The sequence below is a fragment of the Paenibacillus bovis genome (assembly GCF_001421015.2).
Classification (GTDB): Bacteria; Bacillota; Bacilli; order Paenibacillales; family Paenibacillaceae; genus Saccharibacillus; species Saccharibacillus bovis.
The window spans coordinates 370,820-393,313 of the sequence record NZ_CP013023.1 but is presented as its reverse complement, the minus strand read 5'-3'; the positions used below and the strand labels follow the sequence as shown (position 1 = coordinate 393,313).

Sequence of the window (22,494 nt, the reverse complement as noted above, 5' to 3'; positions counted from 1 at the left end):
ACAACCGTATCTGCGAGCTGCTGGTATGATAGGTAGCGGCGAAAGGGAGGCGGAAGCATGACTCGTATTATTTCTAATGAACAGATAGCACCGGATGTTTTTGTAATGAAGATTGCAGGATCGTATAAGGGCCGAATGGGACAATTTTATATGATGCGTGCAGATGACGGATACCGGGGAGACAGCTATCCCCTGTTATCCCGTCCGCTTAGCATTCACGACAAAGGCGATGATTTCATCGCCTTTTTGTACAGGGTCCATGGCCGTGGAACAGCGATTTTGTCACGGATGTCAGCAGGACAGCAGGTGCTGTTGGAAGGTCCGTTTGGCAATGGATTCCCGGTACTGGATGAACCGGGACGAATCGCGCTGGTCGGAGGCGGGATGGGCATCGCTCCGCTGCTGCTGGCGGCCCGTCATTATGCGCAGGCCGATATTTATCTGGGATTCTCCGGCGAGGCATTTGCAGTGGAGAGCTTGCGTCAGGCAGTAGAGTCAGCTGCTCGGGTAAAGGTGATGAACAGCAGGCACAGGAGCATACTGGAACTGCTGGAGCCAGGCTGGTACGATACGATTCTGGCCTGCGGCCCGGCAGGGATGCTCAAAGCACTGGCCGAATGTACAGCCGCTGCAAATGATGCTGCCCTGCATGACAGTGAAGGTTATCCGGCGAGTACCCGTCTGTATATTTCTACCGAAAAGCATATGGCCTGCGGCATTGGAGCCTGTCTGACCTGCACGGTGCGGACGACCAGTGGCAACCGCAGGACCTGTGTAGAAGGGCCGGTATTCGCAGCAGAGGAGGTGGACTGGAATGACCTCACTACAGTGTAATATCGGCGGCGTTACGCTGCGTAATCCGGTGATCATGGCGTCGGGAACGTATGGATTTGGCAGGGAGTATGCGGCGTATGTGGATGCAGGCATACTGGGAGGCATCTCCTGCAAAGGATTGACCCTGCACCCTCGTTCCGGTAATCCGGGATGCCGCATACAGGAGACAGCTTCCGGCATGATGAACAGTGTAGGATTGGAGAATCCGGGTGTAGCAGCTTTTCTGGAACAGGAGCTGCCGTACATGACAACGCTGGGTACAGCGGTGATTGCCAATCTGGGCGGTTCCAATGCCGAAGAATATATCGAAGGCGCACGGCTGCTGTCTGTACATACCCGACAGCAGATCGAGCAGGGCGGCCGCGGAATCGATATGCTGGAGCTGAATATTTCCTGTCCCAATGTCCGTGAGGGAGGGATTCAGTTCGGAATCCAGACAGAGACGGCGCGTAGTATTGTCCGGCAGGTACGCAGCGTGACTGACCTGCCGCTGATGGTCAAGCTGTCACCGGGTGCACAGGATATCGTGGAGATGGCAGTCATGTGCGAAGAGGAAGGGGCCGATGCGGTATCGCTGGTCAACACCTTTTCGGCGATGAAGATCGATATTTACCGGCGGCGCAGCGCATTTGATAATGGATATGCCGGTTTGTCCGGGCCGGCGATCAAGCCGATTGCGCTGCGGATGGTGCATCAGGTAGCCCGAGCACTGTCGATCCCGGTGATCGGCATGGGCGGAATCAGCAGTGTGGAGGATATAATCGAATTCATTATGGCCGGTGCCGATGCGGTGCAGGTGGGCACATATAATTTTGTGAATCTGCGTGCCGGCACGGAGCTGGTCGATGGGTTGCAGACATGGATGCAGCAGCAGCGGATAGAGTCGCTGGAAGAGATACGCGGGATTATTGGATAATCAGGATGGTAGATTGGAACAATGGCTGATGCATTCAGGGAACAGGCAAGCCATTTGAACAACGATTAAAAATGGAAAAACCGTGAGCCGCCCCAACCTGACAGATGGAGCAACCCACGGTTTTATTTTTGGCAAAAGCCATTTATTGAGATAGAACATTGGAATATAAACTCATATGACTTATAAAAGTTGTTTTGTGTTATAATCATTCACGGAAACACAAGGACCAGCGGAATCGATATGGCGTCGCAACCCGAAAGGGGGTGACGCCATGTCACTGGTTGATCTATTGCTCAGAATTCTGGATATTTCGGCAAAATGTATCGGTTTGATTATCGGAATCGATAAGCTGCATGAAATCTGGAGACGAGTAAAAGACAACAAAAACCGCCGGGATAAAGGTTAGGAGACCTCCGGCGGTCTTGGGGAATATTTGATTCCGAGCGATCGCCGTATGATTCCGCCGATCTTGTCGATCCAGCCTGTGGTGGACCAACACTACAGGCTTTCTTTATGTATAGTATACACAATCAGGATTCCAAATGAAACCTGAATCTCCCTATCAGCATCACATAATTACGCAAATAAGAATATATTTGATCGGAAACAAACAAAAATTAACATCCTATCCATGCTTGAACCATCTGTCGCTTTGTATGAAAATAATTCCTTATGAAATTTACTGAAAGACTGAAAAATATCCTTGAAACATAACATGAATGCGTGTAGTATACATATATAATTTGATACCAGCCGTGCAGGAGGAAGCAGAACTATACATATTGCGTATAGCTGCTGCGGATTTATTCCCCTCTTTGGTACGGCGACCACTCATATAATATTGGGAATAGGGCCCAGGAGTTTCTACCGGATAACCATTGTAATTGTCCGACTATGAGTGAAGAACGTGCTGATCCTTTTTTTGCTGACCGGTAAAAAGGGATCAGGATGCGGCTTTTTGCGCATTCTGTATATGAACATGCATACAGGCAGGCTTCACTTGAGTGTATTAACTCAGGTGGCCTGCCTTTTTTGTTTTATACATGACGATTAAAGTCCATACGAATTCAGAATAACAGACAGACAAAAGGGGAGAAGTAACATGAAATTACTGGAGGAACGCATACGGGCAGAAGGCAGGATTTTGTCGGACAAAGTGCTCAAAGTAGACGCTTTTCTGAATCACCAGGTGGATACTATGCTGGCGGTGGAGATTGGCCGGGAATTTGCCAGACTGTTCGCGCATGAGCATATTACCAAGGTACTGACGATTGAAGCGAGCGGAATCCAGTTCGCGATGGCTACAGGTATTGCGCTGAATGTACCATTTGTCTATGCGAAAAAGAAAAAGGCGGTTACTCAGGGAGATCAGGTATATGCCGCTTCGGTGCATTCCTTTACCCGTGGCGAGACCTACCAGGTAAGCATCGTCAAGGATTACCTGAATCCGGAAGATCGCGTGCTGATCGTGGATGATTTCCTCGCGACAGGGGCAGCGCTGGTCGGACTAGCGGATATTGTCGCCGAATCGGGGGCGACACTGGTCGGTATGGGCTGCGTGATCGAGAAGACTTTCCAGGAAGGACGCGGTCTGATCGAAGAACGCGGTATTCCGGTACAATCGCTGGCACGGATCGTCTCTATGTCACCGGGACAGGTGGAATTTACAGCAGAGAAACCGCTGCAGCCGGTTATGGCAGTAGGCGAATCGGCAGACGCCGATCACCAGGCCGATCAGGCCAAGGAAACTATCCAGTCGTCATCCACGACTGCAGATCTTAACAGAATCGGGGCGGGTATCGGATGCTGAGTAAACGCAAAGTATTCACGCTGGGACTCCAGCATGTCATGGCGATGTACGCCGGTGCTATTGCGGTACCGCTGATTATCGGCAACGCACTGAATCTGACACCGGAGCAGATGGCGTATCTGATCGCAGCGGATATGTTCACTTGTGGTCTGGCTACCCTGCTGCAGGTGCTGGGTACGCGCTTTTTTGGAAGCGGTCTGCCGGTAGTGCTGGGTTGTACTTTTACCGCGGTAGGGCCGATTATTGCGATTGCATCAACGTCGAATCTGCCGACCGCTTATGGAGCGATTATTATCTCGGGTATTTTCGTGGTGCTGGCTGCCCCGTTATACGGCAAGCTGCTGCGCTTTTTCCCGAAAATCGTTACGGGTTCGGTCGTGACCATTATTGGTCTGTCGCTCATTCCGGTGGCGATGAACAATGTGGCCGGTGGACAGGGCAGCGCAGACTTTGGTGCACCACATAATCTGCTATTGGCAGTGGTGACTCTGCTGGTGATTCTGATCGTGAACCGTGTCGCTACAGGCTTCCTGCGCTCCATTTCGGTATTGGTTGGTCTGGTAGTGGGTACAGTGCTGGCTTATATGATGGGGATGGTCCATTTTGCAGCTGTCGGAGAAGCTTCGTGGTTCCGTGTAGCGCAGCCGTTTTACTTTGGTACCCCGCAGTTCAGCTGGATTGCGATTGCGACGATGATTATCGTGAATATTGTCAGCATGGTAGAGTCGACTGGCGTATACATCGCTGTCGGCAAAGCAACAGAACAAAAGGTCGAGCAAAAGCAGATCGTCAATGGACTGCGCTCCGAAGGTCTGGCGATTATGCTGGGTGGCGTGTTCAACGCATTTCCGTATACCGCCTTCTCGCAAAATGTAGGTCTGATCTCGCTGACGAAGGTCAAAACGCGTAATGTAATCTTCGCTGCTGGTGGAATTATGGTCGTACTCGGTCTGCTGCCAAAGCTGGCGGCTCTGACTACTGTTATTCCAAGTGCTGTACTAGGCGGAGCCATGGTCGTAATGTTCGGTTCGGTCGCTGCTTCGGGTATGTCTATCCTCGGTGAAGTAAATCTGCGCAACGACCGCAACCTGATGATCGTCGCATGCAGTATTGCGATCGGTGTAGGTTCGGCGGTACTGCCGGCTATTTTCGCCCAGATGCCAGGCTTCCTCCAGCCACTGCTGCAAAACGGTATTGTTACCGGTTCGGTGGCTGCTGTTATTCTCAACCTGATCCTGTCGGACAAGCGAACCGTCGATGCCGAAGAAAGCAGCGAGGAACCCGTGGTTGGACTGGGTGTGGATGCAAGCGCCGGTGTCAAAGCGTCAACCGGTCTGGAATAAAATATAATGCTGCTCGGGCTGCTTTGTAGAGCATTTGCCGGCTGTTTGATACATGTAGTCGACGAAATGCAGTCAGGGAGCATTCAATAAAATACAGTCAATGAAACGCAGTTAGTAAAATGTAGTTGGTGAAATGCAGCATGATGGAAAGACCCTGTGCCTACCGCAGGGTCTTTTTTGTTATATTGAAGAAAGAGAATGATCTGGAAGCGGAGGCAAAGTAATGAACAAAACCGAACGATTAATGGCTATTGTACTGGAACTGCAGCGCCGCTCGACGCTACGCGCGCAGGATCTGGCGGATATTTTTGAGACGAGTGTGCGCACGATCTACAGGGATATGCAGGCACTCAGTGAATCGGGTGTGCCACTGCTGGGCTCACCGGGGCAGGGCTACTCGCTAATGGAAGGTTATTTCCTGCCGCCGGTCAGCCTGACAGCGGATGAAGCGGTAGCGATATGGATCGGGACTGATTTTGTGGGCCGCTATCTCAGTGCCAAATATCAAAAGGATGCCGTCTCGGCACGCCGTAAAATCCAGTCCATTTTACCGGAATCTATTCATATGCAGTCGGCCGCGGTACGTGAAGCGATGCTGCTTATTGAAGGTCACAAGTTAGAGAAAATGGATGATACGACGCATTTGCAGCTTATCTGTGAGGCAGCTGCGACCCGGCGGCAGCTGACTTTTCGCTATAGCAAGCCATCCGGTTCTACATCTACAGATGAAAGTGTACGTACCGTCTGTCCGTATGGAGTTGTGCTTACCGGCAGCCGCTGGATGCTGGTGGCCTACTGTATGATGCGGCAGCAGATTCGTCATTTCCGGCTGTCACGCATGTCCAATCTGATCCTGGAAGAAAAAACGTTTGTATGGCCGGAGGATTTCCAGCTTAGCCGTTATCGCCCGGAAGATGATCGCAAGATACTGGTCAGAGTGCGAATCGATGAAGGAATCGCTGCCCGACTGCGCGAGGACGGCAGCTTTTATCTGGAGCAGCTGGAAGAGAGGGATGGAGAGATCATCGCTATCCTGCGAGTGCGCCGGATCGACGAAATTGTCCATACGATCCTGGGCTGGGGACAAGGAGCCGTTGTGCTGGAGCCGAATGAGCTGCGTATTCGCCTGCGTCAACAATTGCAAAATATGCTGAATAGCTACTGACATTATGCTGTCAGTAGCCCTTCGATATACTGGGTACAGTTATTGATCCTGCTCTATAGATTGCCGGTGCAGCTACCGGAAGCAGGCCTACTATACACTTACCTGGAGGTATAATTATGACAATGCAAACCGACAAGAACACGACTGTGAATATGCACTCCCCAGCCAACACGGAAGCGAACCGTATGATCCATCCTGCTCTACAATCAGGTGTAGATACGAACTACAGCATCAACACCGCGACGGATCAGGTAGCTAAGATGCAGCTGGCTCTTCAGCGCCTGGAGCAGCAGCTGGATCAGTACGGACAGGAACTGGATCGTTATACGCTGGAGCAGCTGACCCGTCAGCCAAGTGTAGAAGAATGGTCGCTTGGACAAATGTATCAGCATCTGATCGCTTCGGCATTATACATGCAGCTCGGCAATATGGAGAAGTGTATCCGGCAGTATGAGCAGGATCGGCAGCAAGAAGCCGCCTATCATGAGGATAGCTTCGCACGGATAGCCGTTAAAGAAAGTGCTGCTCCAACTGCCATCGCAGTAGACTCTGCTACGATCCAGACCTCTACAAACGGGAAAACAGAATCCGGCGAAAGCATATTTGCCGAAGGAAGTTTCCCGCCGGTACGGATCAAAGTGCCCGGCGTTCCGGAGCCATCACAGCCAAAGAGCCGGGAACAGCTGTTAAACGGTCTGGAGCAGGTGCGTATCCGTGCGCGTGAACTTGCGCCACAGGCTGCAGCTGTTCCGGCATGCTATACAGAGAAGCATCCGCGGTTTGGTGGTTTGAGCGCAGCCGAATGGATGCTGCTGATCGAGATGCATTATCGTCATCACCTGCACCAGAAGCGTCGTCTGGACGAGTTCTTGAATATGTCTATTTAAGCGGAACCGACGTAACCGGCGATCACCCTTATATCCAGCCCTGTGTCCTGCAGTATCCTGCATAGATACAGGGCTTTTCTGCGCATGGCTTTATTTTGATACAGCTCCATAATCCTGCATGGAACGAGCGTTTTATTTATTTTATAATCAAGAGGCATCTTCATGTACACGATCATGGAAAAGTGTTAAATTTAGTTCTTATCAGGCATAACGATCCCATCCGGCGGCAGGGATAGACGGCATGTACAGTCCGCTGCTGACGGATGAATCCATATCATACAGGTTTAACGGGTGGAGGGAAGACAGTTTATGAAAAATATTTTGTTTATCAACACAGGGGGGACGATCTCCTCTTCTGCAGCAGGCAAAGGGCTAACGCCAACGCAATCGGCAGCTGATATTATCTCGGCTGTACCGGAGGTCAAGGAAATCTGCAATGTAGAAGCAATGACGCTAATGAGTGTAGACAGCACGAATATCCAGCCGGAAGAATGGGTGACGATTGCCCGTACCGTACACGAGCAGCTGCCAAGCTATGACGGCATCGTGATTGCCCATGGAACGGATACGATGGCGTACACGGCTTCGGCGCTCAGTTTTATGCTGGGAGCGCTCGACAAGCCGGTCGTGATTACCGGGTCCCAGGTGTCGGTACTGGCGGAATACAGTGATTCCCGCAAAAATATCAAAGATTCGTTCCTGACGGCATCCAGCGAGCTGTCCGGTGTGTTCGTTGTCTTTAACGGCAAGATCATCAACGGCGCCCGTGCATCCAAAGTAAAAACGAAAAGCTATGATGCTTTCGAGAGCATTAACCATCCTTATATCGGTTATCTGGATGAGGATCATATCGTATATAACGAGATTGAGCCGTCCGTTTATCCGGAAGGGCATGTATATAATGATCAATATTCGCCAGATGTGTTCCTGCTGAAGCTGATTCCGGGGATGCGTCCGGATATCTTTGATGCAGTGCGCAATCTGGGCTACAAAGGCATTATTGTCGAAGGCTTCGGTCTCGGCGGTGTACCTTTCAAAGAGATTAACCTGATCGACAAAATCGAGGAGCTGGTGCAGGATGGTATCAGCATCGTCGTGACTACTCAATGCCTGTATGAAGGCGGCGATCTGACGATCTATGAAGTGGGACAGCGCGCTCTGGAAAAGGGAGTTATTCCTTGTTACGACATGACAACCGAAGCGCTGACGACCAAAATGATGTGGGTACTCGGACAGGCAAACAGCCCGGCCGAAGTCGCACGCATGATGGCAACCAATTATGTGGATGAGATTACGATGCCAATCCTGCGATAAAGCCTGTTTGGATGCTTCGAGGCTTTATTGGTAGAAGGTATGCTAATCTGGAGCACCATGTACACGTTTGTGTAGCTTCCCATCACGGTACCGTGTGCCAGAATCCTAATCGGTGTTTTCTATCATTTCGCTTTTAGATCCTATAGAAAAAAGAGCAGTCCCTGATCGGGCTGCTCTTTTTTTGCCTTTTTAGGCATTCATATTCAATAGTAGAAGCGGTTGACCTCTATACTCCGTAAGTTCAATAGCGCTTAGTCGTTATTTTTGGAGCGTGCCTGTCCGCCTTTGCGGCCTGCTTCCTCGCGGCTCATGCCGTCCGAATTGCTGCGCGCTTTGCCGCCTTCGCTGCCAATTTCCTGATAGAACTCTTTGTCATGGGAATTGGAAGTGGATTGACCGCCTTTTTGGCCGATTTCCTGGTAGAATTGCTTGCCATGGGAATCAGATGTTGATTCGCCGCCTTTTTGACCGATCTCCTGATAAAATTCTTTGTCGTGATTTTTAGAAGTGGCTTTTCCACCCAGACGACCTGCTTCTTCTCTGCTCATTTTGCCGTTGTTGTTAGTGCTGTTGTTGTTTGCCATTTTCTCTTCACTCCTCTGAATTTTCTGGTTGTATGTGTGCTGTATGATCAGCGCCACGGTATTGTATTACCCGTCCAAAAGTAGAATAAACACCCCAAATTCTCCAAAAAAGAAGATGCCAAATGGCTATCCTGCTGCTTATCATTCCTGGCCAAATAGCTTGATCCGCGTCATGACGGTGCTTCTTCCATTTCGGGAATCCGATGGGTCAGCGCCTTATTTTTGCGAGAATTTTTTTGATTTTTTTTGGAGTCAGGATGCATCTGTCGGCGGAGAAGGGAACCAGATATGCCGCAGATCGACCCAGCCCTGACTGTTAAAAGTAATCCCGCGTACTGTAGGCAAGTACGCGGTCTGAACAGGCTTTTCATACAAAACATACAGCTGATGATCTGCAGCGAGCCGCTCCCAGATCTGCCGGAACAGGGTATCACGCACCCGGGCATCGGACTGGCGGCGAATATCGATCAGAGCATGTTCAATATCGATTCTCGTATGGGTGTCCATATGCTGAGACAGCGTCAGATACAGATCATAGAGACGCAGCTGCTCATCCTGATCACGGGTCAGCGAGAATACGATCAGATCGGATTTCATTCGCAGTGGCCCCTGAAATTGCTCAATGGGCAAAGAAAGGACCTCGCAGTCATAATGCTGCTGCAGCGTCTCGGCGATTTCGCGCGCATCCTTGCGATACTGCGGAATCGTCAGAATCCGCAGCGAGACGATGTTGTCGGTATTTATTGTAGCTGCCGGTTTGACATGTTGATTAGTCGGGTCCTGCAGACAGTTGCAGATATGCGCACGAATATGAGGATCGCGCAGCGGCCCTTCTTTTTGCGTATTGAAGGTAACGAACTTGCGTACCGATACCGGCGAAGGCAGCTGGCTCCAGGAATGGTCATCCGGTACGGCAGGATTGGGAATCAGATGAAAAGGCGAGATCGGTTCTGCCGGCTCTGCCCGATTGCCACTGACCGACCACGGAATATGGATAATCTCTACCCGATCCAGATGGGCGCGTCCCTGAAAATAAGGCTTGAACACTTCCAGTACGCAGCGCTCCTCACTCTGCTCCACCATCCGAAAAGGGCCGGTACCGCTCGGCTTGAGGCCGAATTCCTGCTCACTGCGCCGATTCAGTCCTTTGGGTACAATCGCGGCCCGGCTTGTACACAGAAAAGGCAAAAACAGCTCGCTCGGTTCCTGGAGCTGAATATGTACCGTTGTTGCATTCAGCGCTCGTACCGACTGGATCTGTTTGAATACGAATCGGTATAATGCCCGGCGTGAAGTACGGATTAATCGTTCAAAGGTATACACTACATCTTCGGCGGTTAGGATCTGCCCATGATGGAACAGCACATCTTTGCGTAGATAAAAAGTCCAGCCTGTTCGCTGCGCATCGGTCTCCCAGGCATGCGCCAGATGGGGAATAATCGTGCCGTCAGCTCCCGATTTACGAACCAGACCATCGAAAATATGGCTGGATACAAAAGACTCGGCCAACAGATTCATATAGAGTGGATCTACTGTATGGATGCGCTGGCGAATCGGCAGCCGTAGCTGGTCAATTTGCCGGTCACGCTGAATCTCCGAATGCGGGCCAAAATAACTGAGCAGCCAATCCTGCAGCTGTTCCTCCACAACCGGCGACCGTGCGTGCAGACGGATCTGCTCCATGCTGTCCCGGATATCCCGTCGCTCTATCGTATGCATCATCGATTCCATGGCGATCTGCTCGGGAGACGCGATAAAGGTCAGCTGTGAGCGTCGTCCCCGTCCGCGCTGGGACTGCCAGCCAATCCAGCCTTGTTCGCTCATACGAGTGATAATATTCAGTGCATTTCGGTGCGTACATTCCAGTACTTCTGCCAATTCATCCAGCGTGACATCCTGCTCGTTCTGTCCGCCATACTGGGAGTGCAGCAGCAGGAATTGCCGGTGTAATTTCATGTTATTCCTCCCTTTGTTCCGGTAGGAACTTTTTTGTGATCCCGTATATTTATGCTTTAAGAGCAGTGCTTATTCATATAACGCCAAAAGGCAATCCATATTCTCCAATGCTATTTCCGCTGGAACTCTCTCAAAATAAAATAGGAAATTTTCCAGTTTATTTCTTCTATTTATTTTCTTATTTTATCATCTACAATAAAAATAACTACAAATCTAACTCCCAATCGAAAGCAAATTATTATTGAGCACAATAAAATTACCAGGAAATACGAGAATCCAATTGGAGGAGAGAGCATTGTACGACAAGTTAATTGTAGTACCCCAGCGGGGATGGATCGCACTCATTAGCGCTTTGGTTCTGGCGGTCATTCATCAATATTTATTTTACGGACACAGCTTCGGCATTTCATATCCGGTCTTTGTTATTTTGTTTTATCTCTATATGTATACTTATGCAGGTGACCGGCTGCGGCAGGGATCATGGTTCAGCAGGCTGGTCATGGTCGTTATTTTGCTGCTGTCCTGTACGTATGGATTATTCGCCAATGAATTTTTTCGTGTTCTGAATGGACTGTTTATCCCGTGTCTGATTTTTCTGCATCTGGCTTATATGCTGAGTCGCAGACGGCTGGACTGGAATCGACCAGCATTGATTATCGATGCACTGGATCATCTGATTCCGCAGACATTCCGCCATTTTGTTACTCCTTTTAAGATGTTGAAAAATAAAGCGTCCCAGCGGATGCAGGAAAATCAGCGTACGGTATTTCGCAAAATTATGCTGGGAGTGCTGACAGCCCTGCCGCTGCTATTCATTATTATTGCGCTGCTAACATCGGCAGATCGCATGTTTAGCGAGCTGCTGGGCGCTATGCCGCGCTGGATGATGAACCTGTCTCCCGGCGAAGGCACATTCCGGCTGGTATGGGTAGTGATCATGGGCTTTATCCTGTTTGGTTATCTATGGGGATTTGTAAAGCCGTTTGTCTATGCTCCGCCAGTCTGGCAAACCCCGCCGCCGGGAGCCGCTTCCTTTACTCCGTCATCAGGTTTACCAGCCGCTGGTAGCGCACAGGCAGTTCCTGTGCATGGGCATCAGGCTGATCAAGCCAGCGAACCCGTGCTGTCTTCCGGTGCTCATTCGCATAGTAAAAATACCACAGTTGGCAATGCCTCTATGGGTGCTCCAGCTCCAGCAGAGCATCGGAATACAGGGGCTTCCGTGCATCAATCTACTGCGCTACCTGTGCATACAGTCAAGCCGGTGCGGATCGATCCGATTATTCTCGGCACCGTACTGGTACTGATCAATATGGTCTATGTACTGTTTGTAGTGCTGCAGTTCTCCTATTTGTTCGGAGCGCCGCAGGGCAATCTGCCGGATGGCAGCACCTATGCCGAGTATGCCCGCAGTGGATTTGCAGAGCTGGTGCTGGTAACTGCTTTGAACTTTGTAATTATGCTGTGCGGACTGCTCTATGCCGGACCCGCTGGCCGAGGACTGATGCGTCTGAATAATGGACTGCTGTATGTACTCGTATTATGTTCCGGTGTGATGTTATATTCGGCTTTTACCCGTCTTTTGTTATATGAGCAGGCGTATGGTTATACGACGATTCGATTTCTTGTTCATGCTTTTATGATTTTCCTTGGTGTGCTGCTGATTGTGGCAGGGCTGCGAATCCATTTTCGTCGATTGCCGCTGGCGCGCTGTTATATTATCCTGGCTCTGGCTGCCTATGTGCTGGTCAATTATGCCGGTATGGATCGCCAGATTGCCAGCCGCAATATAGAACGTTATGAACAGACCGGGCAGCTGGATATGGATTATCTGACGAGTCTGTCGGCTGACGCCGTACCAGAGCTGTTGACGTTTAGCCGACAGCATGAAGTGCCGGGTCTGGCCGCCGGCCTGCATGAACACTGGGCCTATCTGTTTGACCAGGACGAGGGATGGCAGTCGATCAATCTGAGCAACTATCTGGCGATTCGGGCGCTGCGCCAGGATAATCAGCGCTAATGGAATGTACCGCTAATTATATTTCGATTACATCATAAATAATTCGTACAGGAAAGGGGAACAAATGCATGTTTACATTACAATCTGTGATTCGTTGGAACAGTGATCCGGCTTATTTGCCGGTAGGAGAATGGTTGAAGCATCTGAGTGATCCACAGGATGGCTGCGCGCAGCAGATGGATTCGCAGCAAGATACGGTCGAAGGACTGGAGATTCGCATCGTCAGCATTATGCCGGATTCATGGAATACGTATGGACAGGTACGGATACCTGCACATATGGTACCGGAATCGGGTCTCCAGCCGGGGGATGTATTCACGCTGTGGGATCAAGGTGATGTGGGAGAAGTGATGCTGCTGGAAGGTCCGCGTTTTCGATTAAGCCCGTATCCGTACCTGCAGGAACAGGATATGGAGCCCAAAAAGGAATGGGACAGCTGGCAGCCTTACAGGCATATGCAACTGTATTAATATTATCTGTACTGGCATAAAAATGCATTGCAGTAGCACACTATTATTCACCTGTTCAGAGACTGATGTTTTTATAAAAAGCCAAAAGCACACTGCCGGAAGGACAGTGTGCTTTCGCATGTGAATATAAGTTATTCCACTTGAATAGAGATTTTTTAAGGCCGCATATTCACTATTCGCGGCTTGCGATTCACCAGATAAATGCTGATTCCGATCAATACCAGGCCAAGCAGCAGGAACCAGGTGAACGGCTCATGCAGCAGCAGTGTACCGATAAATACGGACAACAGTGGCACGAGGAAAGTATAGGAAGCGACTTTGCTCGCATCTCCGGCACCCACCAGAGTGAAGTAGATAATCCACGACAGGGCAATCCCGAAAATAATACCGAAAATGAGTCCGATCAGATACGGTGCATTCCATGTAATTGCTGCCCAGCTCTCGGTTGCCGAACCGGAAGCTGTAAGCACCAGCCCGCCCAGTGTGCACTGAAAAGCAACCATCCACAGCGCATCGACTTTCTGATTCGCTTTTTTGATATACACGGTTCCAAGTGCCCAGCTAAGTGCAGTCACAAGAGCCAGTACAACGCCGATTACAGCCACATGTCCGGAGAATCCGCCTGCACTGACCGAGATGACACCGGCAAATCCGAGGATCAATCCGATAATTTTCAGTGGTGACATGGATTCACCGAGCCACATCCAGGCAAACAATCCGACGAGTACCGGCTGCAAATAGACGAGGACAGAGAACAGGCCGGATGGCATATAGAGCAGGCCCAGTGTCTGCAGTCCATAGAATAGTACAACGTTCAAAATAGCGGAAATAGTATAGGCTTTCCAGTTGTCCCGCCAGCGAATCAGCCGGCGGCGCGGCAGCAGGATCAGCATGAGCAGGACGCCGCCGCCCAGTGTGCGCAGACCCGCGAATAATAACGGCGGTGTATAATCCAGCGCCAATTTATAAATGGACCAGGAGATGCCCCACAGAAATACCAGTGCAGCAATCAGCCCAGCCCGTTTGAGTGGTGTCAAGGTGTTCATGATGTTCTTCCCTTCTGTTTCCGGATCGAGCAATATGATGTTCGTGACGATACGTCTTGCCGCGTGTTCGTCAGCTGCATCGGTCAGCCTATTTACCCAATCTTATAATGAATCGCTCCTAATAGCTGCCGAAGCAGCCTGTCTGATCATACGCCTTTTTATACGGCAATTCAATAGCAGGCACAGGTATATACAAGCCAAAAAGGACGCTGCATGCTCCGGCAGTGTCCTTTCTTCGATCGTTCCCGATTCCTGCATAATCTTCCTTTTAGGAACCCGTATGCTGGATATCTCCCTCCAGCGGATCGACCAGATTTCCCTTGAATACTTTGAGATACTTGTATTCGCCGTTGATAGACAGCTTTAACAGACCGTTGTCAAAATCGGTATGCTGATCCTTGAAAAAGACTCCCTGTGTTACGACAGGCTGATTGGTCTCATAGCGAATCTGGTAACCGGCAGGGGTGCGAATTACATCGACCTCGACGCCGTCTTCATGAGTCTCCTCCAGCCGGGCCTTCATCCGCTGTACCGCCACGATATGGATATCGACTGCTCCCAGCTGTTCCAGCAGATCGTTAACGATGGAGCCGCGTGTAATTTCCTGCCAGCGGGATTGTGCCGACTGGCCAATAATGAGCTGGGTAATCTGCTGCTGAAGCGCCACTTCTGCAATAACGACAGCCGGCTCGTCATTCTCGTCCACCTCGATGATAAAGGTACCACCGGCTTCCTCTGTGAGCTTTTTCCATGAATTCAGATAATTCTCCTGCTGCATATCCAACTCGCTGACGGGTTCATTCAGCACCGTAATGACATACAGCGGAGACTGAAGCAGCTGAGCCAGACGGATCCCCCGCCTGATCAGTCGTTCACCATTAGGGCCGTAGTAGACCCCGACCATAATTTTCTCATCATTCATCGCTCTATTCTCCTTTTGCTCGGTACATAGTAGTTGTGTCTATAGTCACTCTTAACCAGCTTCGCTCAAAAAGAATAATAAGCCTGCGCATAATCGCTTAGAAATTGCCGCTCGGTCAGTGGCTGTCTGTACAACAACGAATCTGCGGATTCACTTTGCCGGATCATATAATTGTGCAATGCTTCGATCGCCAGCTGGGCACGGGTATGTCCCCAATTCTGCCGGTGAACGTGTACATATTCCAGCGCCTGCTGCACGGTCAGCCCTTTGAGACGCTGGAATACCGAAGCCCAGCGTACCAGATCAAGCCGGCGCAGCCCGTCGGAGAATTCGTATTCGGCCCAGCCGGAACCGTCTGCCAGCGAGATGCGCAGCAGACCGCAGTGCAGCATTCCGCAGCTATCGGGCAGGGAGAGCCGCTGATGATCGTATAGATAGATTTCCAGCGAACCTACACAGGTGGACGAGACCGAAGGGATGTGGGGCTGTGCAGAGACCGCAACTACATTTTGCATGAAAGACACGCTCCTTGGAGGAATGTTTGGTTGTCAGCTATCATAGAGGGGAATTTGGCTGGACGTAAACAGACATCTGGCATCGTGGCAGCCCGTATTTGTCATGGAAGCTTCATGTAATCGCATTCATCACTGGTAATCTTATCGCTGCCTACCAAAATCAGGCGTTTGCTTCCGTTTTCATTTTATGTGAATAAATGAGTGAAAATAAGAGAAAACGAGAGCTATATCGCGTATATATCCTTTTATTTCGCATCCAGTCGATATAGGAGCCTACCAGGCAGTTTGAGCAGTCTTTACAACGTTCAGCCGCGGGAGTATGATTCGTCTCAAGTTCATAAGACAGCGCTGATCGCAGCGCACACATACCAGCTGAGTTTTTGGGATACAGCCATGCTGTATGCAGAGAGCGGGGGAACCATCGAGAAGGACCGCAGCGGTTTCTTTTCAGGGGTGAATCGGACGACAGGATGTTATGGAATTCTGTTGGTCTGTAGGGAGACTCTTACTCCCGAATCCGGCAGCTAACCTCGTAAGCTGAAAATAAGAGAGGCGACAATTGTCATGCCATCCGTCAGGGATATCTCTGCGCGGATGTCGAAGAAGCTGACGAAGACCACCTCTTCCTCGGCTTCTTTTTTGTTGCCTTCATACTACTGGAGGAGAAGAGAAATGGAATTGGAGCAGGAACATCATTTGCCGGAAGAATATATACTGGTATCGCCGGCTACCCGGGCTGGAGAGCAGTTTGTCCAGCTGTTAAAAGTAAAAAAAATCCCGTTTGCTCTTATCGTGAACAGTTATGCCGAGAAGGTACGGTTCGAAGGAATGGGTATCGAGCATGTGATACTGCTGGATACGCAGCGCCAAGAATTGTGGGTTATGCCGAACCTGAATATCGGCAAAGTCTATTTATTTGAACGCAGTCTGCCGCTCTGCTGCCGCTATATCCAGATCTGCCGCTCATGGACGAGCGAACCGGTCTATGTCATTACTGAAGGCAGCAATTCGCGCATGATTTATAAAGGACTGGGAGCCAATTATATTATCCATACCAATGGCGGCAGTGCCGCTTTTTTACTGTGAATATAGGAGGATCTCCATACCGCCAGAAAAATCGTAAATCCGGCTGAATCTCCGCTTTTGCATATCCCGAAATGGGTAATAGGTTGCTAACCCGTTATAGCTGCATCCGGGCGAATTTTTGGAGGTGGAGATGATGGCATTGGAACAAAAAGTAGCCCTGGTTGCAGGAGCTACCGGATTGGTCGGTCAGGCATTAACCGAACTGTTGATCCAGGCACCTGAATACAGCGAAGTGATTGTACTGGTACGCAAGCCGGTGGAACGATGGCAGCAGCATGACCGGCTTCGCCAGGTAATCGTAGATTATGAACATCTGGAGCAGCAGCGCGATGAACTGCGGGCTGACGATATATACTGCTGTCTGGGCACGACAATCCGCAAAGCCAAGACACAGGAAAACATGTACCGGATCGATGTGACCTATCCGCTGGAATTGGCACGCATCGCCCATGAAGAAGGAGCTACGCAGTTCCTTGTCGTCAGTGCGATGGGGGCAGATTCGCAGTCCTCGGTCTTTTACTCCCGCATCAAGGGCGAACTGGAGCAGCAGCTGGCACAGATCGGATATGAGTCGCTATCTATTGTCCGGCCGTCTCTGTTGCTCGGCAAGCGCAGGGAATTCCGGCTGGGGGAACGTACCGGTGCCATACTGGCAAGAGTATTATCTCCGCTGTTTATCGGTCCGATGAACAAATACAAAGCCATTTCCGCAGAGATCGTTGCAGAAGGCATGTACCGGATTGCCTGCCGCAAGCCGCAGGGAACCGTAGTCTATCTATCCAACCAGCTGCATATTGCTGCCCGTCCTGTTAGCCGTTAAACGGGAGAATAGCGATGCTGCACAATCAATGGCATGGTAAAATAAACAGAAGCAAGTATAATGTAAATGCAGGTCTGTGCTTGAAGACGGACATGAATTTCAATTACAGAATGGAGTACAATCACATGCCTCAACTGGATGCCAAACAAGCGGCGTCGATGATCGAACGCTGGATTTCTTTCTATGATATGGATAATGCCAAAGCCTGGGACAAGGATGACTATCCGTTTATCCAGACTTCCTGCCGTCAGATGCGGACAGCGATTCAGGCTTTGCGCGGCAAAGGACCAACCGCTCCCGGAGAGCGCAAAAAGGTCGCTGCTGCCCTGGAGGAATTTATCGAGGATTCTTTTATGGACGATGCCAATGAATGGGAGCCGGAAAACCGTGCTTTTGTCAAAGAATCAATGGCTGCTCTTCAATATGCTGCGGGCTTTCTGCAAAAATAAGATCATATCATGATTGAGGTGGAACACGATGAAGCAGCCTGACCCTTGTTCGCCTGCACAGCAGTCGCTGCAGATTACCCTGTGTCCGGTGGAAGAGTCACATATTATATTGAATCTGTATCCGTTCTATCTGTATGATCTATCAGAAATCTGGGAACGCCAGCCGAATCGGCATGGCGTTTTTGAAGAGGAAGACAGCTACCGTACGCTCGCCGAGCAGAGCGACGTATTCCGTATCTGGTGGCAGCATCCCGGTATTCTGTTTCCTTATTTGATCCGTGTTGGCGGTATTCCGGCCGGATTTGCCCTTGTGGCTACCCCTCCCTATATCCCTACCCATGAGCCTATCGACTATTTTATGCACGAGTTTTTTATAATGCGTCCATTTCGTGGACAGGGACTGGCTGCGCAGGCAGCTCGTCACATTTTCGGCCAATTCCGCGGTTCCTGGGGACTGCATACGAATCCGACAGAGCATAATCAGCATGCTATTCACTTCTGGAATCGACTGTTGGCTGACTATACCAACAACAAATACAGCAGCGAGCTGATAGAAGGTTCGGAAAATGAACAATTCTTGTCCTTCCGGTTTGATCAGCGTCAAATATGAAATTTCTCATTATGCATTTCTTTTTCGTGGACAGCGGATTACATTTTGTGTAACATAAGCATAATTAATTTTGCCGGCTGATGCCCGGGCCGCGTGTCCGCAGGGATAGCGCCCGGCAGCTGACCGCTGCATCCATGAACAGGAGTGTATATATGAATAAAAAGTCTTCAAATCCGGGATCGGCATTTCCAGGTCCCAAAACGGACGGCTTTTCCAAGTCGGGCTTTATTCTGGCAGCGATTGGCAGCTCGGTCGGTCTCGGGAATATGTGGAAATTCCCGTATATTACCGGCAAGTACGGTGGCGCAGCATTTTTCCTGCTGTTTATCATCTGTCTGATCGTTGTGGGCCTGCCGATTCTGCTGGCAGAGATGGCTATCGGCCGCGGTGGGCGGGGTAATGCTGCTTCATCGCTTTTCAACATTACAGGGAAAAAGCAGTGGAAATGGGTAGGTGCGATCTCCGTAGTCACTTCTTTCCTGATCATGTCCTATTATGGCGTGGTCGCAGGATGGACGCTGCATTATACGGTAGGTTCATTTAGCGGAGCCTTGAACAAGCCGGGGACCGATTATTCGGCGACCTTTACAGCTTTTGCCGGCGGATACATGCCGCTGTTCTGGCAGGCTGTCGTGATGCTGATCACCGGAGTGATTATCGCCAAAGGCATCTCCGGCGGGATCGAGAAGTTCAACAAAGTGCTGATCCCCGGCTTCCTGATTATTCTGGTGATTCTGATGATTCGTGCACTGACGTTGCCGGGAGCAGCAGCAGGCGTGGAATTCTTCCTCGCTCCGGATTTCTCCAAATTAAGTGCTGCTTCGGCATTAACGGCGCTTGGACATGCTTTTTTCTCTCTTTCTCTCGGGATGGGCTGTATGCTGACGTATGGTTCCTATGTACAAAAGGACCAATCGCTCGGCAAAGCTACACTGGCAATCGGTGCCGGTGATCTGATCTACGCCTTTATTGCAGGCATGATCATTTTCCCGACGATTTTCTCGTACGGCATGAAGCCGGAAGCAGGTGTTGGTCTGGCGTTTATGGCGCTGCCGGCTGCTTTTGCCCAGATGCCGTTTGGGTTCCTGTTCGGTGGTCTGTTCTTCCTGCTGCTGGCGATTGCCGCACTGACTTCCTGCGTATCTATTCTGGAAGTGCCTGTCGCCTATGCGATGGGAGAATGGAAATGGAGCCGCAAAAAAGCTGCGGTTATCGTCTCGGTAGCGTCCTTTATTATCGGTGTACCGGCGGCTCTGTCGGTAGGCGGTGTGCTGAGCTTTATTACTTTTGCAGACAAGAGCATATTCGATTTGTTTGATTTTGTGACCTCTTATATTCTGATGCCGGTAGGCGGTCTGATCGTGACGATCTTTACCGGTTATGCATGGAAGCGTGCCGGGGATGAAGTCGGTCTGAGCGGCTGGTGGTATCGGATATGGATGTTCTTGATCCGTTATATAGCACCGATCCTGATCATTCTGATCTTCCTGTACTCTGTAGGTCTGTTGAATCTTGGTGAAGAATAGGGCGTTCGGTGCGATACTTCTCCCTGATCTGCTATACTGTAGACTAGAAACGGGAGGAGTTGAAGGACGATGTCAGAACAGCAGTATTTTGCCAAAGCACTGATCCAGTCGCTGATTGGCGAGCGCGGCCATCTGCCGATCGCCAAAGCGCTGTCAGATATTGATCTGGAGCTGTCCGGCCGGACAGTGGAAGGCGTGCCTTACAGCATTTATCAGCTGGTCAGTCATATGAATTACTGGCAGGAGTATATGCTTGCCCACGTGCGCGGTGAGCAGCCGGAGCGTCCGCAGGATGTTAGCGAGAGCTGGCCGCAGGAAGCGCAGTCGCCGGACGAAGTCACCTGGCAGCAGCTGCTGGACGATTTTCTGCACGGAATCGATACCGCCTGTGAGCTTGCCAGTACGGTCGATCTATCTGCCGGACTCAAGCATTTTCCGGGAGAGACTGCAGCAGGGCTGCTGCGTAATATTGCTTCGCACAATACGTACCATCTCGGTGAGATTGTTATTCTGCGCCGACTGGCAGGCCAATGGCCGCCACCGGGTGGAGGCTATCCGGCCTAAACCGGCAGGGTACTCTGAAGGTAATAACGGCTGTATAGCATAGCCGTATCGATAACAAGCATGATATAGAAAAACACGCAGACTCCGCGGAATATACCGGGAGCCTGCGTGTTTTTGTATCTATACATATAATGGCTATGCCGGAATAGTTGCTATATCCGGCCAGTCTCTATTTTGCCAGCCAATCAAACGAAAATATGACTGATCTGCTCGATCTCCTGCGGAGTCAGCTGGATATCCAGCGTTTTCAGATTATCCAGTACCTGGTCAGCACGCTTGGCACCAGGGATAATCGCATCGATAGAATCGCGTGTTAGATACCATGCCAGTACCAGATGGGCGATTTCTACACCTTTGGCCTGGGCGATCGGACGAAGCATCTCGACTTTTTGCAGATTATGGGTAAAGGCTTCGCCGGTAAACAGCGGATCACGTGCCCGTAGATCATCAAAGGTAGTATTGACGTCATACTTGCCTGCCAGCAGACCGGAGGCTAGTGGGAAGTAAGGGATAAAGCTGATATTGTGCTGAGCAGTGTATGGCAGCAGATCCTGTTCGGCACCGCGCTTGAACAGATTGTACTCGGATTGCAGCACATCGACATAACCGTCCTTGTTGGCGGTCTGCAGCTGTTCCAGCGAGAAGTTGGACACCCCGATCGCACGGATTTTTCCTTCGTCCTTGAGCTTTTTCAGCTCGCCAACAGCTTCGTCTTTGGGTGTATGTTCATCCGGAAAATGGATATAGTACAGGTCGATATAATCGGTCTGCAGACGCTGCAGGCTGCCTTCCACGCTTGCACGCAGAAAGTCCGGGGAATTATCAAACACGACTTCGCCCTGTTCGGTAAATTTGTGTGCACCCTTGGTAGCGATGACCACTTCATCGCGCTTGCCGGTTTCTTTGAGCACTTCACCGATCAGTTCCTCCGAGCGCTTCGGACCATAGATGAATGCGGTATCGATAAAGTTCATTCCATGGGCAATCGCTGTACGAACGACATCCTTGCCGGCTTCTTCATCCAGATTCGGATACAGGTTATGCCCGCCGACAGCATTGGCACCCAGCCCGATCGGGTTCACCAGCAGATCGCTTTTGCCCAGACGTGTATGGTTAGTCATATTCATTCATCTCCTTTTGTATCATGTGCTGTATAGTCTAGCAGAAATAATAGTAAAGTGAAATCATCGGAATAATAAGACATTACGTACATATTGGACATAACAAGTACAGAATGAAACTTGTTAGTCACAACTAATAAGAACGCAATTGCTCAAAACCGTATATAAGGATTAAGAAATAAAGAACAATGCATCATAGAATATGGATATAAAGCAAAAAATCAAAAGCCTTATTTTCTAAGGCTTTTGATTTGTTTAATGTCAGGTTAATTTACGCAATGACGATTTTTTGGATTTCCAAATAACTATATGTAAATTTATGTTACTCAAAAGCCTGTATTTATTATTGTAAATTCAAATAATTTAAATTATATTAGTTTCAGTAATTAATATATTTTGAATAAAAGTAAATTAATTACAAAAAAATGTACGGAAGGAGGAATTTATCATGATCAAAAAATCTTCCAAGAAAAAAGGTACACTGCGTACAACAACTCCGTACACAGCTTCATAAGGAGCGAAAGAATGGGTCCAAG

At 49.9% G+C, this 22,494-nt stretch carries 22 protein-coding genes and 2 riboswitches; of the genes, 16 read left to right on the top strand and 6 right to left on the bottom strand.

Annotated features, from left to right (window positions below; translation table 11 throughout):
• The first annotated feature begins 57 nt into the window (after positions 1-57).
• The 8 genes from AR543_RS01690 (at position 58) to AR543_RS01660 (ending at position 8,269) form a co-directional block, all read left to right on the top strand.
• Entirely contained in the window at positions 58-834 is a 777-nt protein-coding gene (locus AR543_RS01690; protein WP_060531265.1) for a dihydroorotate dehydrogenase electron transfer subunit, read from the top strand.
• Positions 815-1,750, top strand: a complete 936-nt coding sequence (locus tag AR543_RS01685; protein ID WP_060531263.1) for a dihydroorotate dehydrogenase — start codon at positions 815-817, stop codon at positions 1,748-1,750. Before AR543_RS01690 ends, AR543_RS01685 begins: the two co-directional genes overlap by 20 nt.
• Before the next feature lie 271 nt (positions 1,751-2,021).
• Positions 2,022-2,156, top strand: coding sequence for a hypothetical protein (locus AR543_RS24865; protein ID WP_257790509.1), 135 nt, complete (start codon positions 2,022-2,024; stop codon positions 2,154-2,156).
• A gap of 405 nt (positions 2,157-2,561) precedes the next feature.
• A riboswitch (purine riboswitch) is annotated at positions 2,562-2,665 on the top strand.
• 187 nt (positions 2,666-2,852) lie between these two features.
• On the top strand, positions 2,853-3,560 hold the full coding sequence (locus AR543_RS01680; RefSeq protein ID WP_060531260.1) for a xanthine phosphoribosyltransferase: 708 nt from the start codon (positions 2,853-2,855) through the stop codon (positions 3,558-3,560).
• Positions 3,554-4,903 (top strand): nucleobase:cation symporter-2 family protein, encoded by a 1,350-nt coding sequence (locus AR543_RS01675; protein ID WP_060531258.1) that lies wholly within the window; start codon positions 3,554-3,556, stop codon positions 4,901-4,903. The genes AR543_RS01680 and AR543_RS01675 overlap by 7 nt, the downstream gene beginning before the upstream one ends.
• A 223-nt stretch (positions 4,904-5,126) precedes the next feature.
• On the top strand, positions 5,127-6,068 hold the full coding sequence (locus AR543_RS01670; protein WP_060531256.1) for a helix-turn-helix transcriptional regulator: 942 nt from the start codon (positions 5,127-5,129) through the stop codon (positions 6,066-6,068).
• Between the two features lie 116 nt (positions 6,069-6,184).
• Positions 6,185-6,955 (top strand): DinB family protein, encoded by a 771-nt coding sequence (locus tag AR543_RS01665; RefSeq protein WP_060531254.1) that lies wholly within the window; start codon positions 6,185-6,187, stop codon positions 6,953-6,955.
• Between the two features lie 309 nt (positions 6,956-7,264).
• Positions 7,265-8,269: an asparaginase gene (locus AR543_RS01660; RefSeq protein ID WP_060531252.1), complete on the top strand. Its 1,005-nt coding sequence runs from the start codon at positions 7,265-7,267 to the stop codon at positions 8,267-8,269.
• Positions 8,270-8,520: 251 nt separating this feature from the next.
• Here the strand turns inward: AR543_RS01660 and AR543_RS01655 are convergent, their stop codons facing one another.
• The gene (locus tag AR543_RS01655) at positions 8,521-8,853 is read right to left on the bottom strand and encodes a KGG domain-containing protein (RefSeq protein ID WP_060531250.1); all 333 of its coding nucleotides are present in this window, start codon (positions 8,851-8,853) and stop codon (positions 8,521-8,523) included.
• Between the two features lie 252 nt (positions 8,854-9,105).
• Positions 9,106-10,809, bottom strand: a complete 1,704-nt coding sequence (locus AR543_RS01650) for an ABC transporter substrate-binding protein (RefSeq protein ID WP_060531248.1) — start codon at positions 10,807-10,809, stop codon at positions 9,106-9,108.
• 295 nt (positions 10,810-11,104) lie between these two features.
• On the opposite strand from AR543_RS01650, the gene AR543_RS01645 reads away from it, so the two are divergent.
• Positions 11,105-12,829, top strand: coding sequence for a DUF4153 domain-containing protein (locus AR543_RS01645; protein WP_060531246.1), 1,725 nt, complete (start codon positions 11,105-11,107; stop codon positions 12,827-12,829).
• A gap of 68 nt (positions 12,830-12,897) precedes the next feature.
• Complete coding sequence (locus AR543_RS01640) at positions 12,898-13,299, top strand: hypothetical protein (RefSeq protein WP_060531244.1); 402 nt, start codon at positions 12,898-12,900, stop codon at positions 13,297-13,299.
• Positions 13,300-13,454: 155 nt separating this feature from the next.
• Here AR543_RS01640 and AR543_RS01635 read toward each other — a convergent pair whose 3' ends face one another.
• From AR543_RS01635 to AR543_RS01625, 3 genes are all read right to left on the bottom strand, one after another.
• Entirely contained in the window at positions 13,455-14,345 is an 891-nt protein-coding gene (locus AR543_RS01635; protein ID WP_060531242.1) for a DMT family transporter, read from the bottom strand.
• 268 nt (positions 14,346-14,613) lie between these two features.
• Positions 14,614-15,267, bottom strand: coding sequence for a universal stress protein (locus tag AR543_RS01630; RefSeq protein WP_060531240.1), 654 nt, complete (start codon positions 15,265-15,267; stop codon positions 14,614-14,616).
• Positions 15,268-15,332: 65 nt separating this feature from the next.
• A complete protein-coding gene (locus tag AR543_RS01625) occupies positions 15,333-15,782 on the bottom strand; it encodes a hypothetical protein (RefSeq protein WP_060531238.1) in 450 nt (149 codons plus the stop codon).
• Positions 15,783-16,142: 360 nt separating this feature from the next.
• Positions 16,143-16,336: riboswitch (cyclic di-AMP (ydaO/yuaA leader) on the top strand.
• 118 nt (positions 16,337-16,454) lie between these two features.
• Between AR543_RS01625 and AR543_RS01620 the strand changes: the two genes are divergently transcribed.
• From AR543_RS01620 to AR543_RS01595, 6 genes are all read left to right on the top strand, one after another.
• Positions 16,455-16,868, top strand: coding sequence for a hypothetical protein (locus AR543_RS01620; RefSeq protein WP_060531236.1), 414 nt, complete (start codon positions 16,455-16,457; stop codon positions 16,866-16,868).
• Positions 16,869-16,998: 130 nt separating this feature from the next.
• Positions 16,999-17,688, top strand: a complete 690-nt coding sequence (locus tag AR543_RS01615; RefSeq protein ID WP_227871813.1) for an oxidoreductase — start codon at positions 16,999-17,001, stop codon at positions 17,686-17,688.
• A gap of 125 nt (positions 17,689-17,813) precedes the next feature.
• Complete coding sequence (locus AR543_RS01610) at positions 17,814-18,137, top strand: hypothetical protein (protein WP_145953880.1); 324 nt, start codon at positions 17,814-17,816, stop codon at positions 18,135-18,137.
• 28 nt (positions 18,138-18,165) lie between these two features.
• Positions 18,166-18,747, top strand: coding sequence for a GNAT family N-acetyltransferase (locus tag AR543_RS01605; RefSeq protein ID WP_082472081.1), 582 nt, complete (start codon positions 18,166-18,168; stop codon positions 18,745-18,747).
• Between the two features lie 152 nt (positions 18,748-18,899).
• Positions 18,900-20,273: a sodium-dependent transporter gene (locus AR543_RS01600; protein WP_060531230.1), complete on the top strand. Its 1,374-nt coding sequence runs from the start codon at positions 18,900-18,902 to the stop codon at positions 20,271-20,273.
• Positions 20,274-20,342: 69 nt separating this feature from the next.
• Entirely contained in the window at positions 20,343-20,837 is a 495-nt protein-coding gene (locus AR543_RS01595; protein WP_060531228.1) for a DinB family protein, read from the top strand.
• Between the two features lie 185 nt (positions 20,838-21,022).
• On the opposite strand, the gene AR543_RS01590 is transcribed toward AR543_RS01595, so the two are convergent.
• Complete coding sequence (locus tag AR543_RS01590) at positions 21,023-21,958, bottom strand: aldo/keto reductase (RefSeq protein ID WP_060531226.1); 936 nt, start codon at positions 21,956-21,958, stop codon at positions 21,023-21,025.
• Positions 21,959-22,494 lie beyond the last annotated feature (536 nt).